This is a genomic window from Pedobacter sp. AC163, from assembly GCF_979258665.1.
On the sequence record NZ_OZ409872.1, the window covers coordinates 1,085,467 to 1,103,148 of the forward strand.

A 17,682-nucleotide genomic window follows, 5' to 3' on the forward strand; every position below is an offset into this window, starting at 1 on the left:
AAAAATACTTCAAGAGATTGGTAAAGCTAAATAAAGTTAAAAATATGGATATAATCGGGCTAAAATTATGTCTGCTATCGTTTCTCTTCATTCTAATGGCAATTGCGGGCATGAAAGTTAGCGCAAGAAGAAAGAAAAAGGAAATTCAGGAGGACATGCTCAACCAACTAACCTCGGCAGCCAAAAAATTAGGATCTATCCCTGAGCAGACAGAAGTATTCAATGGAATGTCGCTCGGGCTGGACCAGGCTAAGGGAATACTTTTTTACCATGGCAGTGAGGATAGAAAGGTAGAAATTATCAGGGTTAGCGATAGCGTTCCTGCAAAAGTCGATATCACTATGGATTCAGGCCATATTGATCTGATCCTTCTTAAGGTAATTTCCATGAACGGGCTCCCCTACATTATACCATTCTATGATTGGTTCCTGAATGAGAAACAAACCTTGGACGAGTGTGAAAAAAAGGCGTTAGACTGGGAGAAAAAGGTTAATCATATGATTCTTGATAATGCCTGCAGAAAGCTTCCGTCCTAAGGGATCTTTAATAGCGAGGAAAAAAAGTCCCTAACGAAATTTGGAATATGACATAAAAGATCAATTATAATGTAGTTTATCTCAACCTTAGCTTGAGATAAACAAAACGATACCGGATATTTGTCCGAGGAAAAAAAGGACGCTTAACCGGATTAACCTGGTTGCCACGAAGCTCCACTACCCGAACTGGATAAGCATAGCTTGTTCAGTGTAAATTTAAATCAGAGATGATTCTATTTTTTTTGATATTTGAGTCGCTATTGGCTTAACCTGGGCGGTAACCAGGTTCTGCGAAAACTTAAAGTATTTCAATCCTTGGTTAATCGTTAAATAATTGACCATATCATTTAAACCAGCCTGAATGAGCCGGATAACGATTTATCATAAATTAATGAATAAAAGTATAGTTTAGCATTATGTCCAATAGATTTAAAGTATGCCGATTTCTTTCGGGACCGGAAATCCAGATTCTTGAGATCATCTTCAGAATCCCTGGCGGCGAACAGACAGTACACCTGACGAGATGGATCCTTATGCGAAAAACTCAAGAAGAGCCCAAACTGCTAGACTTACGATTTCGGGATTCTTTGGCAGAAGTCGAAGAACTCTATTTCGAAGAAGGATATCTAAAATTAAATGGCTCAGGGGGAGCTTTTATCGAAAAGTTCAATTCTGCTCAACATCATTTGCAATTGGGTGAAATTAAGTGTATCAATCCGGAATTACTTCACAAAGTTGGGTATTTGCTTGAAGAAGAGGCCTGATATATTCTGGTCAACTGTTCAACCAACCCCAGCCAGTTTATAATGACAATAATAGAGGCTGGTTCAATTCCGAAAACAACTCCGCATTGAAACCGTATGAGGTGGTCTTTTACTGGTAATATTACAATATGGTCATCTACATTGGATAAGTATTTTATTTCGATAAGCACAACAGGTCTCATTGAATCACTCTGGACACCTCTTGTTAAAAATGGCCACCACATCACCGTTTATATCTTCGCCATATTTGAAACCATTTTTTATTAATGGGATAGCTTCTGTGAGTTGTACGGTTATTAAAAAAGATGGCCACAATCAGCAAAATTACAACGCCGGAGAAAACAGGGCTAAGCACATACCAGTAGCCTAAGGAGGTTATTTTTTCAGAGCCAATGTTGGCGATGAGTGCTGTAGCGCCCCCCGGAGGATGCAGGGTCTTGGTTATCTGCATCAACACTATGGACAACGAAACCGATAAGGCAGAAGCAAGCCAGAGCTCGCCGGGAATGAGCTTGTGAATAGAGACACCTACAAGGGCGCAGACAAGATGTCCACCTATTAAATTCCTCGGCTGGGCCAGTGGACTGTTGATGATGCCGTAAATAAGGACAGAAGATGCCCCAAAAGATCCTATCAGAAACAGGTTATCCGTTGAGGATAGAATTCTGGAATGAAGTAGACCTATAATTGCAATACCAGAAAATGAGCCGAGAAAGGTCCAGAAATGCTCCTTTTTGTCTACTAGCGTTTCTTTGTAGAAGATATATCTGGCGCTTCGATAATGTTTGCGTAACCTTTTTTTCATGATTTACAATTTTGCCAAAAGTAATAATCTTCAGTAAAACTCTTCCGTTATTCCATTTTAAGTCTCACCTATTTGTTAAGCCCTACGTGCAAGGAACTTCTCCAAGTTTCCCGTCAACAACTGTGAACTTACACGCGAAAAAGTCCATATCCTACATGTTTTGAGCTTACATTAAAGGCTAATAATCTCGACCTGTTTTCAAGAAATTTAGGAAAAAGTAATAAGAATTAAATTAAAAAAGTCGGATCACGGAAGTTACACAGTTTCCGCAAATCCGACCTGACTATTATCTACCAATAACGGTAATTCTGACGCTTAATAAGATTTACCTCCATCTGATTTTATCAGCTTCAATAACAGAACTTTCAACGCCCTTTCTTTTTCCACTCAATTTATTTGAGTGATAGATAAGTATACCTATTGAAGAAAAAAGACTGGCTATAACGTACCATATTCCCTGATCAAAGAGTGCAAAAATCAGTAAGACAACATTCAAAAACAGCAGAATCCATATTATACGCCAATGAGGCACACTTACTTCGTTTCTCATGTAACATTGATTTAAATCTTCAGAATGTGATTAACCTATAATATCAGATACATTTTCTATCTGGAAGCTTTTCTCTCCATCTGTTGTCTGCCAGTATATGATAGAACCCTTGCAATGGCCCAGTAATGCAAGCCCGGGATCTGATAATATGGACAATGTCCCATGCTTGGTTTTTGCAACGTTTGGTGGTACAAAGTGATAAGTATACTCCTTACTGTTCTCCATATCAATTATGGTTACTGACTTGTATACATCTACAACACCGGCGGGTAGGTCTTTACGTAAGACTTGCCTGGCGGACTTTAATTCTGATTTTATTCTCTCTTCGTTTTCCGGAGAGAGCTTTTTTCGTGTTATCTGGGCTTTCAGGAGATCGAACATTCCCGTTGTCAGCACTATCTGGCTATTTGAATCTATAATCTGTGACATAAAGTTTTAATTTTTAAGTTCAATAATTTTTCAATAATCAGGGCCTCGGATGGCTTTTTCCGAGGCATAATCCTCAAAAACAATTATGATTTTTTGCTTGATAAGTTTCATATTTTAATTTACATGGGTGGCCGGACATCGATGATCTTAAATATTTTAATTCCTGCAGGAACCCTCCATCTGACGGTTTCCCCTTTCCGAAATCCAATAAGGGCTGCCGCAATCGGAGTTAATACAGAAATTTTCTTCTGCTTAATGTCCGCATGCTGAGGCAATACTATCGTAAGCTCCACCAGGCTATCGGTATTTTCCTCCTGAATCCAGACTTTCGAGTTAAGTCTGATGGCATGTGGTGGAAAAGCATCACTTTTCAGGATAACTGCCCTACTTAGTTCCGCCGATAACGACATCTCCGGGGAATTCGTTTTTTGTCTGGTGAAATAGGGCTTTAACAAATCAAAGTCCTCCTGGGTTATAACTACCGCATTGTTTTCATTTAAGTTCATATCCATATTGTTAAAGCATTTAGCTATTGTGAAAAAATTTTGTTCAAAAGGGATTGATTTCAACCTATAAAGGTTGAATATCAGCCTGGGCATACAAATCTATTCAGGCTAATTAAATTTAACTAACGATATAGATTATGATAAAATGGAACATTGGATCATATCCTGAAAGAAATGTCTCAGTAAAACAGGTGCTGAACCCCAGGCCGAAGGATTATAAAAGGCTTGGGGTTAGATTATCAAAATCTTTAAAGGAAGATATATAATAAATCTCGTCGTGAAAAATGTAAGGATACGGAGGAAAAATACAATGTCCACCAAATAATCCCTTCTCTGAATGGGAAGTAGCTATGTGGTTAATATTTTTGGAGTAAATTCTCACATATCAAATATATTCAAAAATTGTATCAATTCACAAGATCCATGATCAAGGTAATGTTTTTAACAAAATTTTGACAACATTGAAGCAAATCGAAATTATCAATAAATTGATTACTATACTTTTAATAGAATGAAAAAGTAAGGATTTTTGAATTTGGTTGTAAGCCTTTTTGTAAGTCTCAAAAAACGAATATTAATTTGCTATTATAAATTACCATTTACTCATTATGAAAAACTAAAAATTAAACTGGATTAATGAAATGAGTTTATGATAATATTGGGAAAAAGCAGAGTACAGTAAGATAATAGTAGGCGACTATGCGAGCTATAAAATTCTCAAGTCCTACCTCGTGAAACTTATTAAATAATCAGGGAATTATGATTTTCTAAGGCAGTAAATTAAATCAAGCTAGAGTCACCTCTACAGGCAATCCGCAACAAAACTTGTATTGCGAGGTAATTAAGATTGGGTTTGCGAAGATTAAGATAAAACGGCCCGCGATTTAATCACTGACCGTTTATATATAACGCGAATGGATTGTTAGAAACTAATTTAAATGTGATTGCCATTCGGGTGGAAAAACAATCACACTTAAAGATCACTAACCTTTTTTAATCGGTTCAATCAAGGCGATTGTACCATCCGGATTGTGCTTTAGTTCAGTCACTTTTACATTTCTCAATTGGGTTTTACCAGAAAGTTGCGTGTCATGATAAAAGATATACCATTTACCATTTTGTTCAATGATGGAGTGATGCGTTGTCCAGCCTTGTACGGGATTCATGAAAACGCCCTGATATTTAAATGGTCCATAAGGTGTATCGCCAATTGCTGAAGCCAGAAAATGCGTATCTCCTGTTGAGTAGGTGAAATAGTATTTGCCATTATATTTATGCACCCAAGCACCTTCGAAAAAACGCCTGTCGTGATCTTTTGTTAGCAAAGGCTTTCCGTTTTCATCCAAGATTAACACATCTTTAACAGCGCCATCAAAAGAAAGCATATTGTTATTCAGCTTAGCTAGTTTCGGGGTTAACGCAGGTTCGTTTTCTTTTTGAGAATCGGTTTTTGATCCGTTTGAATCATATTTACCATCTTTCCAGCGTTGCAGCTGTCCTCCCCAAATACCACCAAAATACATGTAGGTACTTCCGTCAGTATCGGTAAATACAGCCGGGTCAATACTAAAACTTCCCTCAATAGGAGTTGTTTCGGCCTTGAAAGGACCTGCTGGCGTTTTGGCCGTTGCGACACCGATCCTAAAAACATCATTTTTATCCTTTGCGGGAAAATAAAGATAATAGGTTCCGTTTTTAAATGCGGCATCAGGTGCCCACAATTGTCTGCCAGCCCAGGGAATATCCTTTACGCTTAATGCAACACCATTATCAGTCACTTTTCCGTTTGCACTATCCATGCTTAAAATGTGATAATCTTTCATATCAAAGTGATCACCATTATCATTTTCAGGCGTGCCGGTATCGATATCATGAGAAGGGTAAATGTAGATTTTACCCTCAAACACATGAGCGGATGGATCTGCAGTGTAAATGTTGCTGATTAATGGCTGAGATAAGTATTTCGAAACTTTGCTTGTATCTCCAGATGCCTCCTTTGTAGCTGTACTACTTTGCTGGCATGAGCTGAGTACCGAAGTTGCTGTGATCAGCGCCAATCCGGTTAATTTTTTTAAATTATTCATTCAATTTTAGGTTTTTTTAAATGTTGATCAATTATTTTATTTTTTTATAAAGGTTTCTGGCGGCCCCAGGTAGCTTGGTTTTAAACCACCAAGATCGAGCACTAACTTTTGTAATACTACTCCTGGGCTTACCATCCAGTATTTGATGATATGCTTACCAGGTTTGTTAAACTGCAAAGGTGTTTTAAAAATTTTGATGCTGTTGGCCACTGATTTTCTCCAGGCAGCCTGACTCTTATTATCTAAACTGATATTCACAATTACCGGAGTCTGATCGTCAACAGAGACCGCAAATTTCAACCCATCGGTATTGGAAAAATCGATGGTAGGCGAAATAAAACTGTTCAGGGTAAAATTTCCGGTTTGATTTAAAAAAATGTCGTATTCCAAATGGGCCGTAGTGGAATCTATTTTTTGAACGGATGCAGTAACAGGCACAGGCATCACTCCTCCAAGTGTTTTACCATAATTGGGAAGTATTTTCCAGGATACTGGCCGCTGATTAACTGCCCGGCTGTAATTTGGCGCCTCCATAGATACGTATCCGTTTTGAGCAATAAATCCGGCAAACGGTTCAATGACAGCACGGGAATGATCAATCCTGATTGGAATTTCAAACTTTATGCCGCCATTACCTTTAACGGTTACTTTTGATTCGGTGATGCCTTTCGGAGTCTTATTCCAATCGATACTTAAATAAATCCGTTTATCAGTGACCACCTCTCCTGCTGTCTCGTTTATTATGACATACACAGGCGCCTTAACCTGGTATTTAAAGGTTTTTTCAACATTGAACAATTCGAAATAATGAGATGTATTGCTGTAATAATCGAAAGTAGGCAGTACCAGATTTATTTTTTCATTGCTCTTCCATGATGAATCGCTGCCCTCTATTGCAATACCCATCAGGTTTTTATCCTGATTTTCGGCGAGAGCGATTGTAGTTGTTTTTGGAATCGAATTTTGTCTGGGCTCCTGCCAGCTGGTATAACCAATATGCGTTTGGTCCATCATGTGATCCCATTTTCCTCCCGCCAGGGTTTTATTGTAATAGTCTGAAATTTCCTGATCACGTTTATACAACTCAGCCACACGTGTTGCCATTGCATTGGCTGCTAAACGGCCTTGTTTCGCATACAATTTGTTTTTCGCCACACTCAGGTAAAGTGCATTAAGATTGGCACTTGCTTCTACCGGGTGAAGTACCAACTGATAAAAAGCATCTTTCTGGTCAGCAGGAATCTGCTCATAGATAAATTTCGCCCTTTGTTCCAGCTTTCTGTAATCTTCCACTATAACTTCGAATTCATTATAATCAATCAGACTATAGGTTCGATCGTTCAATAACTCTGGCTTTACCCTTCCGTTATATTTGGAATACCAATCCATAATTTCAGCAATTTCTTGTGCGTATTGCGAACCGAATTGCTTTTCAGACCAGTTAATGGTGTATTGTTTCAGCTTTTCAGCCGGGATAGCATCCGGTGCCCAGGCATAATCCAGGAAAAAAGAAATTGGAAATTCCATTGGCTTCAAATCACCCACGTTTACAATCCAGATCTGATTGGCCTGGTATTGATAAGCCAGGTTCATCTGTTCCCATATTTTTTGAATGGGATTGGTATTAATCCATTTGTAATTCCGTGGATCTCCTACATAATCGAAGTGATAATAGATACCATAACCACCTTTTCTAGGTGCTTCATCCAGCTTTGGAAGTTTCCTGATATTCCCCCAGTTATCATCGCAAAGGAGTAACGTAATGTCATCAGGCACCCGCATTCCTTTGTCATAATAGTCTTGCACCTCTTTATATAATGCCCAAAGCTGAGGCGTTTCTGCCGCGGGTTTATCGGTTACCTTTGCAATAATTTCACGTTGATCTTTTACAATCTTTTCCAGAAGAGCGGTTGCTGTCCCCTCAGTCATTGGCTCATCTCCATCTCCACGCATGCCCACAGTGATAATCTGTTCTTTATTGGCCACCCGTTCCAATCCACTTTTCCAAAAGGCTTTCAGTTGTTTCGGGTTTTGATCATAATTCCACTTACCACCTTTATATCTTTTCCACTCGTCGTGTGCCCGGCTAAGGGGCTCGTGGTGAGAAGTACCCATCACAATTCCATATTCATCTGCCAAGACAGGGTTCATTTTATCATCGTCATTAAAAGCACTTCCCCACATGGCTGGCCATAGATAATTGCCTTTTAAGCGCAGGATGAGTTCGAAAACTTTTCCGTAAAATTTACTATTAAAACCGCCAAACTCTTTTCTGCTCCAGCCCGATAAAGCTGGTGCTTCATCATTTAAAAAAATACCCCTGTATTTTACTGCCGGAGACGAAATCACATGCCGGCCCGAAACCGCAAACAAACTATTGCTGGTTTTCACCGGAACATCAGCCCAATAATACCAGGGTGAAACGCCAATCTGACCGGAGAGTTCATAAATACCATAAATGGTACCGCGTTTATCGCTACCTGCAATCACAAGTGCTGAATCTATTCCCTTTAGCGGATTTTTTACCACTTGAATGAGTGTGCTTTCCCACTTACCAGCAATACCCGCCACATTGAGCTGATTATTTCTGATCAGCGCATCAATCAGGTGGCTTTTACCAATCGTGCCGATGATAATGGCCATTCCTGAGGTTTGATCTGTAGTAAACCGGGGCTCAACCCCAGTTACTTTTTTTAAATCAACCTGCAAATCTTTGGCTGCACGGTTTACCCCAGGCCAGTCATTGGCAGCAGTTAGAATCGTAGCCATTTTCCCTTTACTGAAAATCGGGAAACTACCTGTTAAATAGCTTTTAGATATAAATGGGTCCGCTCCATCCGCAAAACCATTCGTTCCTAAAAAAAGTAGTAGTGCAATAAAGAGGATTATTCTGTTCATATTTTTAAATTTCTTTTTCAAATGAGTTTGATGATCACATGCGTATGATCGATGGATTATTTTTTTGTAAACTTATAAAGCAGAACCCCATGTGCCGGAATATTAAGGGCAAGTTTATCCTTAGCGGCGTTCATTTTTATAATATCTTTTTGTCTCCAAAGATCGCGAACGTTCACCATTCCATTAACGCCCAGTTTTTTTAACTCGCTGAAGTTGATCATGGCCCGCTCTTGTCCGAAATTACAAAATCCGACAGCTTGTCCTCCATCTTCTAATTTTTTCACATATATGCGTACATCGCCTATGGTCAGTTCACATTTTGCCTGATTACCCAGTGGATCTTGATTGATCGCAATTACTTCATCATTAGTGAGCAGGTTCATGGTAAAATCATCGAGCTTCTCCATGTCGCATCCAATAAGCAATGGCGCTGAAAACAGGCACCACAAACTAAAATGCAGGTACTGTTCATCAGGTCTGAGTTTACTCGGATGCGGATTTCCCCATCCAACCGTACCTACTACCAGCATATCAGGATCATTCCAGCTTCCGGGTTTGGCATAGGCCGCAGCCTTATCTTGTTGTAAAGCTATATTTTTTACACTGGTCCAGGTATCGGTGATATCATTAGTGGTGCGCCATAATGATCCACCAACCGAATTTCCCCATTTCCACACATCAGACATTCCATACTGGCATAAGCTGTACACGATATCCCGTGGCTGCGCCTTAATCGCATCTCCCATTACCTTAAATGGCTTGATGGCTGTGGCCAGATCATTCCCGCCGTTGTAAGAAAGGGCTCCAATTTTATAAGGATCATTATTGGGCATACCATTGATTACATGTCCATAACTGCACCAGTCGTACTTTAAATAATCGAAACCCCATTTGGCATACGTTTCCGCATCTAATTTTTCATGCCCATAGCTTCCCGTGCAACTGCCACAGGTCCAGGGACCAGGACTGGAGTAAATTCCAATTTTCAGGCTTTTGTTATGAACATAATCTGCCAGGCTTCCCATATCTCCAAATCTTGAGTTAACGATGATATTTCCCGAAGCATCTCTTAATTCTCCCCTGATGGATGGGTCTTTGGCATCTTTATTATTTTGCCAGAAATCGTCTATATTGATATAGGTCCATCCGTGGTTAACCAGTCCGCTGCTGATCATGGCATCAGCGGCCCGTTTTATTTTATCTGCTGAAACCTGATCGGCAAAACAATTCCAGCTATTCCATCCCATTGGCGGGGTGAGTGCAATTTTATCCCCACATTCGATTCTCAGTTTTTTTGTAGCTTTTCCCTTGGCATTTACTGCGTGTAAAGTGACAGGAAATGTTCCGTTAGACTTAAGTTTACCAGTGATTAATCCTGTTTCCGCGTTTATTTTCAAATCTGCAGGCAGCCCATCTGCAGAAAAACGTATCGGCCTTTCGCCACTTGCGGCAATTACAAACTGGAAAGGTGAACCGGGCCTAACCCCGAAAACTGTTGCACTGTTTATTTTAGGAAGTGGTGATACCCGGGGCGTAAGGATATACGGCGTACCTGAAATTGGATTTGTCGTTTCAAATGGTTTTGCATCCGATGATTCAAAGCTGGCGTTTGCCCAATCAGCATGGTCATAATAATTACCGTTTCCGCCATCGGCCACAACAAGCTCCAGCTTTTGTACATCTTTGAGCGAAACTTCGCACAATTTTGCTTTATCTCCCAAGCGCATGATTCCACTAGACCAGATTTTTTTGCCATCGGCCATCAGTAAAAATTCTGCGGCCGGTTCGTGACCTTTTATCTCATCATCGATGCCTACCCATGTCTTGAAAGCAGTTGCGTTCCCCTTTGGCAATATCAAAAGCGAACTTTCTGCATGTGTTCCAAAACCCCGCTCAAAGGTTTCCCCGGCGATGGTGATGGTTTTGCCATCCACAGAACGGTTTTTTTGTGGAACGCCGAATCCCTGAGTGGCTACCGAGAGGTCCAGTTGATCAAGCCAGACAACATGGCTTCCCGAAGCGGGTTGTGCCAGGGCGCCTGCTGCACAAAAGCTTATTAAGGTGGATATTAAGAATAATTTGATTTTAATCATGTTAGGTCGAGTTTATTGTACTTAAAAATTTAGCGCCTGGTTTATCCAGCTGGGATAAAACAAAGAATTATTTACTGAACATCCAATAATCCAGAAAGGCAAGATCAGTTTCTACCTGTCCCTTGAAAATGAAATACAGATCATGAACGCCGGTAGTTTTAACCACATCTGCAGAAATCAGTGCCCAGCGGTTATCTCCACCTGTTAATGGCACTTTTAGTGTTGTAATTACAGGTCCTGAGCGATCATCGAGGCGAACTTCAATTTCCACCTTTGAATTGTGGGTAGTACCGGCCCGGACCGATAATTTCCGGGCACCTTCCGCACCGAAATCCACACTCTTAATTTTTGTAAAAGCCTGATTTTTCTTTGCTGTAATAAATACACCTACCTCTTTATTCTGACTTGCTTTTATATTTTCCGACCAGGAAATGGTTTCTCCTTCCACTTTTTGATAAGGATTAAGATTTTGTAAGGCTGTTTGAATTCCTGTCGTCATTTTTACCGGCAAGATTCGTCCATCTCTTTCAAATTTCATTTCCTGTACGGCAACAGAACGGTTAAAGCCATTGCCACCCGGCAGGGCTCCATTATGATAAAATAGATAAGTTTTGTTTTTATAATCCACTATTCCAGGATGGTTGGTAAAACTTTTACCTTCTGCAGCCATTAATGTCCCATTGTATTTCCATGGTCCTTTTGGACTTTTACTGGTAGAATAGCCCAAATGCTCCGGTAACGGACCTCCAGCCCAGAACAGATAGTATAAATCACTTCGCTTGTATAGCCAGGGACCTTCTTCATAAAGGGTTGGCCGACGTTCAACGCCCTGTCTTTTGCCGAATGAGGCTTCCGTCATGGGTACCCGAACAGGCTCCCCTTTAACTGATATCATATCTTCATTTAATTCGGCATACTGACAATCAGGATTACCCCAATAGATATAAGCTTTTCCATCCTGATCAACCCGAACAGTAGGATCAATATCTCCATCGCTTACACTTAATAATGGTTTCCCCAATGGATCGTAAAATGGGCCATAGGGATTATCTGCGACGGCAACGCCTATTGCCGATCTTCTTTTATCACACGATTTTACCGGCGCATATAGGTAAAATTTCCCGTTTCTTTCAACAACCTGAATCGCCCACGCATCACCTATTGCCCAATCGAAGGTTTGATAAGAGGCAATTGCACCATGATCAGTCCAGTTCACCATATCCTCAGTAGTATATAGCTTCCAATTGTTCATCACAAACCAGGTAGAATTATCCTCATCATGGCTGGTATAGAGGTAAATTTTTCCATTGTAAACCATTGGCGCAGGATCTGCTGTATAACTGGTTTGCACGATTGGATTCTGAGCGAATAAGCTGATGGGGAAACCGAAAAGCATGGCTAAGCCCAGCTTAGAAAATATTTTTTTCATTTATTATAAGCGATTAACAACAATCTCACCGGATAGTATGGTGGTGTTGCAGAATTACTGACGAATCAGCTGCATCAAAAAAAAAGAAAGTTAAAAGCAGATTCTTCCGAAGAACAATCTGCTTTATTCAGGATTAATAACCTGGGTTTTGATAAGCCTTTTTCTCTTCATCGGTCATTTGCATGCCGTCGATCTGCCCTTGAGGGATTGGACGAAGATATAAGTTTGGCGTGATGGTTCTTGTTACCGTTACAGGTGTATGATCACCGTAGTTGATACCTGAAATGGAAAAAGTTGTTGAGAGTTCAGCCCATTTTTGTGTTCTGATTAAATCAAATCTACGGTAACCTTCTGCATAGTATTCGCGTGAACGTTCAGCCAGAATGTAGTTAATGTCGATGGTTGCAGGCGTTGCAGCAATCATTGCGGCACTATTATCTTCCACTTTAGCTACATTACCGTTATTGTTCCAACGCCATTTTCCTGCACGGCCCCTGATTACATTGATCAGTTCACGGGCACTTTTACCCGCTTTTGCGACAGCGCCTTTTACAGCAGCTTCTGCAGCAACGAAGTAAAGTTCAGAGAATTTTGCAATTGGGAAAGGGCGTGTACTTCCGGCATTTGGCTGCCCAAGGCCGGTACCATTATCCGTACGGTAAGGGCCCAGTTTCCATAAACCAGGGTAAACAATTCTGCTGATCCCGCCTGGTGCAATCACATAATCTGCACGTCCTGGCAAGGTACCCGCACCAACATTACTTGTTCCAGTACCGCTTGGATAGGTAACAGCACTATTATCTGAATCAAGAAAGGTTAATACCGCATCTCCAGGAACGATTGATTGTCCATTGGCATTGAGTAATGATGCTGGAGCACTCGAAGGTGGATTGTAACCTTTTGGCCAATTTCCACGATATACAGTAGTAAATGTTCCATCATAACGGGAATCGAGTGTTTTATCAGCAAAAGTATTTTTAAATACCTCGATGGTTGGTGCCATACGGTTCCATGGGCGGCCGAGGTGCTGCTCAGCTTCACGCTGAACCGAACTGATTCCACCACTTCTAATATTGGTGTAATTCCAGGTCATCATCCATCCTGCAAAATTATCAGGAGCACCACCACTACCAAAAGTTAAACTACCATCGTTAAAGCGTTCACTATTTTGGGTATGATCTGCGTAAAGCAACATTTCTTTATTGCGGTCGTTTGAGCCCAGATTAACATCGTAGTAGGTATCTACCAACCCGTAAGCACCCGGATTTTCAATTCCTGTTGTCGCCACATCATAAGCCTGCTGAAAATAATATGCTGCATCGTGACCATCAGGATCAGTACGGTTAGCAGCAGGATAAGTTGGTATATTGTTTGGATTTTGCAGCCACCAACCATAGGTTAGATAAGCCTTTGCCAGGTAGAGGCGTGCCAATGTTTTGGTTACGCCACCTGTAACGCGTGCAGTCGCGGGTAAATCAGCAACCGCCTGGATCAGGTCTGGAAATACAGCTTTTGTATATACAACTGGCACTGTATTTCGAATGGATGTTCTCACTGGGTTAGTATTAAATTTTAATTCACCTGCACCTAAATCAAGCGGAACACCACCAAAAGTCTGAACCAATAGGAAATAATCAAAAGCACGGAAAAACCTGGCTTCAGCGATTAGCGAAGCAGCGATACCTGCCGAACTTGCATTTTCAATTACACCACTTGCGGTGTTTATGCTGGGAAAAGCTTCAGTCCATAAAACACTGCTTGGATAACTTGTAGATAGTATAGAACCTACGCCAGAGCAATCCATATCTTTAAAATTTCCATCAGCGTCTTTACCCCATGTAGCTTCATCCGTACCTGTAATAGTTGAATTATAATAGTAGGCCTGACCGTAAATTCTACGCAGGTGAGCGTACATTGCGGTTAAACCACCATTCACCCCAGCTGTTGTTTTAAAGTATTCCGGTGTAAAAATGCTACGTGGCTGTTCTTCAAGAATTTTTTTGCAGCCCGAGAAAACGATCATCCCAAGCCAAGCGCCTAATACGATATAAAAGTGTATACGTTTCATACTTGTATATTAAAATGTTAAATTAAGACCAGCTACATAGTTACGTGTAGAAGGTGTATTGGTACCTATAGTTAAGATTCTTCTTGGGTAAGAATTTACTGCCACATTCTCATCACCATATGAATTGGTTTCCGGATCCATACCTGATTCTCTGTGATATGGAGAAAACATGACAAAAGGATTCTGAACGGTAACGTACATTCTTAATCTCACTTTAGAATTTTTAATTAAATCACGGTTAAAATCATAACCGAGTGAAATGGTGCGTATTTTCACGAACGAGGCATCGAAGTAGCCCAATGTACTGCCATACTTAGGGTTATCGCCACTGGCGATACCACCTGGTTTTGGATATTTCGCTTCTGTATTTTGGGGTGTCCAATAATCCACTTTTACGTTATTCCTTCTTCCCGTTAATAGGTTCAGGTAACCTGAAGATCCGTACAAGGTGCTAAGTAAAAGTCCGCCATCCTTGAATAAGCCGACTACGTTCAAATCAAACCCTTTATAGGCCACACGGGTATTGAAACCACCTGTTAAATTAGGATCTACATCCATAATCTGCCTGTCGGCAGCACCAATTGGTCTGGTTGGTTTGCCAGTTGCATCAAAATCACCGGTATATTTCACCTTGATCATCCCCACATTGCCACCTGGTTCCAGCACACTCAAATTTGGATCGCCTGCCTGCCAAAGACCAATTTTTTCGTAATCAAAGATGGAGTTAATGTTATGTCCTACAAACCAGCCATTGCCCTCATCACGGGTTTGTCCGGATGCAAGTGCAACCAGTTTGTTCCTGTTTGCAGATAGATTAAAGCCTACATCCCAAGACCAGCCGCCTTTATCGGTAAAGATATTACCGCTTACACTTAATTCCCAACCTTTATTTTGGGTTTGGCCAATGTTCGCAGTATAACTGCCTACCCCAGAAGTTGCCGGTAAAGCCACTCCAAGTAAAATATCTTTAGTATTGGTTACATAGTATTCAAATGTTCCGTTGATCCTGTTTTTTAGCAGAGAGAAGTCCAGCCCATAATTCCAGGTTTGCGAATATTCCCAACCTAAATCAGGACTCGGCAGCTGAGAAACATAGTATCCAATGGCATAGGAATCGCCAAAATTATAGGGACGGGTATTTAATAAACCCAATGTTTGATATGGATTTACTGCCTGATTGGATGTCTGGCCATAACCAACCCTTATTTTTAACTTATCAATGGCCGTAATCTCTTTCATAAAAGGTTCATTCATGATATTCCATCCTACTGAAACCGCAGGATAAGTATTCCATTTTTTACCTGGAGCCAAACGAGAAGAAGCATCAGATCTAATGGTAGCACTGATCAGGTAGCGGTTATCGTAAGAATACATTACCCTTCCCATATAAGACATCAACCCACTTAACCTGTAATCGCCGTTACCGATCGTGATCTCACCATTTGCCTGGCCAAGATTATAAAACTGGAAGGCATCCGAAGGAATATCTCGGGCAGACATTGATGATGAGTTGAATTTGTTCTGTTCGGCTGAATATAAAGCCACCACATTGATGTTATGCTTTTCTGAAAATGTACGGTCGTAGGTTAGTAAGTTTTCCAGTGTCCAGTGATAAGTTTGAGAATTACTTACCCCTGCGGTAGATACGGTAGTTGCCGTTGCACTACCAACACCAACACCAGTATAATTACCATTATTACTCTGGATAAAGTCAAGACCAAGATTGGTACGGTATTTTAATCCTGGTATCCAGGGAATGCTCACCTCACCGTAAAGGGAATTATAAGTGGCAAAACCTCTTGTTTCATTCAACCATTGGTCATGCAAATCTTTAGTGGATTGATTGGTGTTGATCCACGATTCATCCTGAGGCATTCTGATTGTTCTTTTCAAACTTCCATCGGCATTGTATGGATTAGCAATTGGTGAATTACTTAAAATTCCATATACGCCTACCTGATTACCTTCGCTGAGATTATAGTTATTATTGGTAGTAAAACCAATGCGTAAAAGCTTTCCAATTTGCTGATCGAGCGAAGCCTTCATCGAATAACGGGTATATTGCTGTGTTGGAATCAGACTCTGATTTTTATAATAACCTCCACCGAAGCTGTAACTACCTGTGGCAGACCCACCAGATACGCCTACATCATGACTTGTAACTACCGCTGATTTGTTGTAAAATAAATCCTGCCAGTCAGTATCCACGTCATTAGATTCATCCACACCGTTTGTCGTAAATAATCCAGCTGCTTTTCTGAGGCCAATAAATTCTTCTGCATTCATCATTGGGTACTTGGCAAACAGCGTTTGCAAACCAGTATATGAATTATAGGAAACTTTTGCCGGAGCACCTAGCTGACCACGATTTGTGGTTAACAGGATAACGCCGTTTGCACCTCTGGAACCATAGATTGCCGTAGCCGACGCATCCTTTAAAATATCGATACTCTTAATATCATTGGGGTTTATATCTCCAACTGATCCAGGGAATGGAATACCATCCAACACCACTAATGGATCGTTACTGGCAGAAAGGGAACGCTGACCACGGATAAGGATCTGCATGGTTGCACCTGGTTTTGTAGAAGTTTGACTGATATTTACCCCGGCAATACGACCTTGAATGGCCTGTGCAATGTTTGGCGCCGGAACCTCACGAACCTTATCACCTGAAATATTGGCTACTGAACCGGTAACGGCCTCACGGCGCTGCGTTCCATAGCCAACGACTACAACCTGTTCTAATTCTGCAGCACTCGGAAGCAAGATAACGTTAATATCAGTCTGGTTTCCAACAGTAGTTTCCTTACTGGTAAAGCCGATATAAGAAAATACCAATACAGAACTGTTTGATGGAACAGCGATACTAAAGGTTCCTGCTGGCGATGTGGAGGTGCTTGTTGAGGTGCCTTTTAGCAAGATTCCTACACCTGGAAGGGGCTTGCCCTGGTCGTCAACCACCCGGCCTTTAACTGTCTTCTGTGCCTGAGCGGCCATGCAGATGATCATAAAAAATGTAGTCAATGATACTTTTGGAAAATTTTGAAAAAATCTCCCGCATGGCTTTACAAAAAATTGTAAAAATTCATTTCTCATAAAATTTGGTTTATAATGGTTAATCCTGATGCTTGCCAAAGGATGATTAGTTCTGGCAACTTAGGTTGCTCTTCATTGCATCAATTGCAGCGAACATCAGGAAAGTAAAGTTATCTGATGAATGAATCAGGATAAGATTCAAATGTATATAAATAGGGAACAAATGTTCAAGACCCGAAAAGATAAAAATTCCAAATCAGCCTACCTGATGAAGAGATAAGACACAAAGTTTGTGCAACCGATTGAATTATAGCAAGAAACGCCATAAAAGCAGCTATGGCATTTGAAAATTACCATAAAATTGGCCAAAATAAATTATAGAAATCTATAACATAAATTATAAGAACGATACATGATAATGGAAGATAATTTCACGTCAGTCATCATTGTGTTATGTCTAATTTGTACTAAAAATAGCGAG

At 40.6% G+C, this 17,682-nt stretch carries 12 protein-coding genes; 2 read left to right on the plus strand and 10 right to left on the minus strand.

Annotation, left to right across the window (positions count from 1 at the left end; translation table 11 throughout):
• Positions 1–17 precede the first annotated feature (17 nt).
• Together ACZZZK_RS04540 and ACZZZK_RS04545 are read left to right on the plus strand one after the other, a co-directional pair.
• The gene (locus tag ACZZZK_RS04540; protein ID WP_463483094.1) at positions 18–536 is read left to right on the plus strand and encodes a hypothetical protein; all 519 of its coding nucleotides are present in this window, start codon (positions 18–20) and stop codon (positions 534–536) included.
• Positions 537–952: 416 nt separating this feature from the next.
• Positions 953–1,300: a hypothetical protein gene (locus ACZZZK_RS04545; protein ID WP_463483095.1), complete on the plus strand. Its 348-nt coding sequence runs from the start codon at positions 953–955 to the stop codon at positions 1,298–1,300.
• A 223-nt stretch (positions 1,301–1,523) separates the two neighbouring features.
• Here ACZZZK_RS04545 and ACZZZK_RS04550 read toward each other — a convergent pair whose 3' ends face one another.
• The 10 genes from ACZZZK_RS04550 to ACZZZK_RS04595 form a co-directional block, all read right to left on the minus strand.
• Entirely contained in the window at positions 1,524–2,105 is a 582-nt protein-coding gene (locus ACZZZK_RS04550) for an HPP family protein (RefSeq protein WP_463483096.1), read from the minus strand.
• Between the two features lie 325 nt (positions 2,106–2,430).
• On the minus strand, positions 2,431–2,655 hold the full coding sequence (locus ACZZZK_RS04555) for a hypothetical protein (RefSeq protein WP_463483097.1): 225 nt from the start codon (positions 2,653–2,655) through the stop codon (positions 2,431–2,433).
• Between the two features lie 30 nt (positions 2,656–2,685).
• The gene (locus tag ACZZZK_RS04560) at positions 2,686–3,084 is read right to left on the minus strand and encodes a GreA/GreB family elongation factor (protein WP_463483098.1); all 399 of its coding nucleotides are present in this window, start codon (positions 3,082–3,084) and stop codon (positions 2,686–2,688) included.
• Between the two features lie 119 nt (positions 3,085–3,203).
• The gene (locus tag ACZZZK_RS04565; RefSeq protein WP_463483099.1) at positions 3,204–3,683 is read right to left on the minus strand and encodes a GreA/GreB family elongation factor; all 480 of its coding nucleotides are present in this window, start codon (positions 3,681–3,683) and stop codon (positions 3,204–3,206) included.
• Between the two features lie 890 nt (positions 3,684–4,573).
• Positions 4,574–5,674: a glycoside hydrolase family 43 protein gene (locus tag ACZZZK_RS04570; RefSeq protein WP_463483100.1), complete on the minus strand. Its 1,101-nt coding sequence runs from the start codon at positions 5,672–5,674 to the stop codon at positions 4,574–4,576.
• 36 nt (positions 5,675–5,710) lie between these two features.
• A complete protein-coding gene (locus ACZZZK_RS04575) occupies positions 5,711–8,572 on the minus strand; it encodes a glycosyl hydrolase 115 family protein (RefSeq protein ID WP_463483101.1) in 2,862 nt (953 codons plus the stop codon).
• A gap of 56 nt (positions 8,573–8,628) precedes the next feature.
• On the minus strand, positions 8,629–10,665 hold the full coding sequence (locus tag ACZZZK_RS04580) for an NPCBM/NEW2 domain-containing protein (RefSeq protein ID WP_463483102.1): 2,037 nt from the start codon (positions 10,663–10,665) through the stop codon (positions 8,629–8,631).
• 67 nt (positions 10,666–10,732) lie between these two features.
• On the minus strand, positions 10,733–12,094 hold the full coding sequence (locus ACZZZK_RS04585; protein ID WP_463483103.1) for a glycoside hydrolase family 43 protein: 1,362 nt from the start codon (positions 12,092–12,094) through the stop codon (positions 10,733–10,735).
• A gap of 133 nt (positions 12,095–12,227) precedes the next feature.
• Positions 12,228–14,162 (minus strand): RagB/SusD family nutrient uptake outer membrane protein, encoded by a 1,935-nt coding sequence (locus ACZZZK_RS04590; protein WP_463483104.1) that lies wholly within the window; start codon positions 14,160–14,162, stop codon positions 12,228–12,230.
• Positions 14,163–14,171: 9 nt separating this feature from the next.
• Entirely contained in the window at positions 14,172–17,261 is a 3,090-nt protein-coding gene (locus tag ACZZZK_RS04595) for a SusC/RagA family TonB-linked outer membrane protein (RefSeq protein WP_463483105.1), read from the minus strand.
• Positions 17,262–17,682 lie beyond the last annotated feature (421 nt).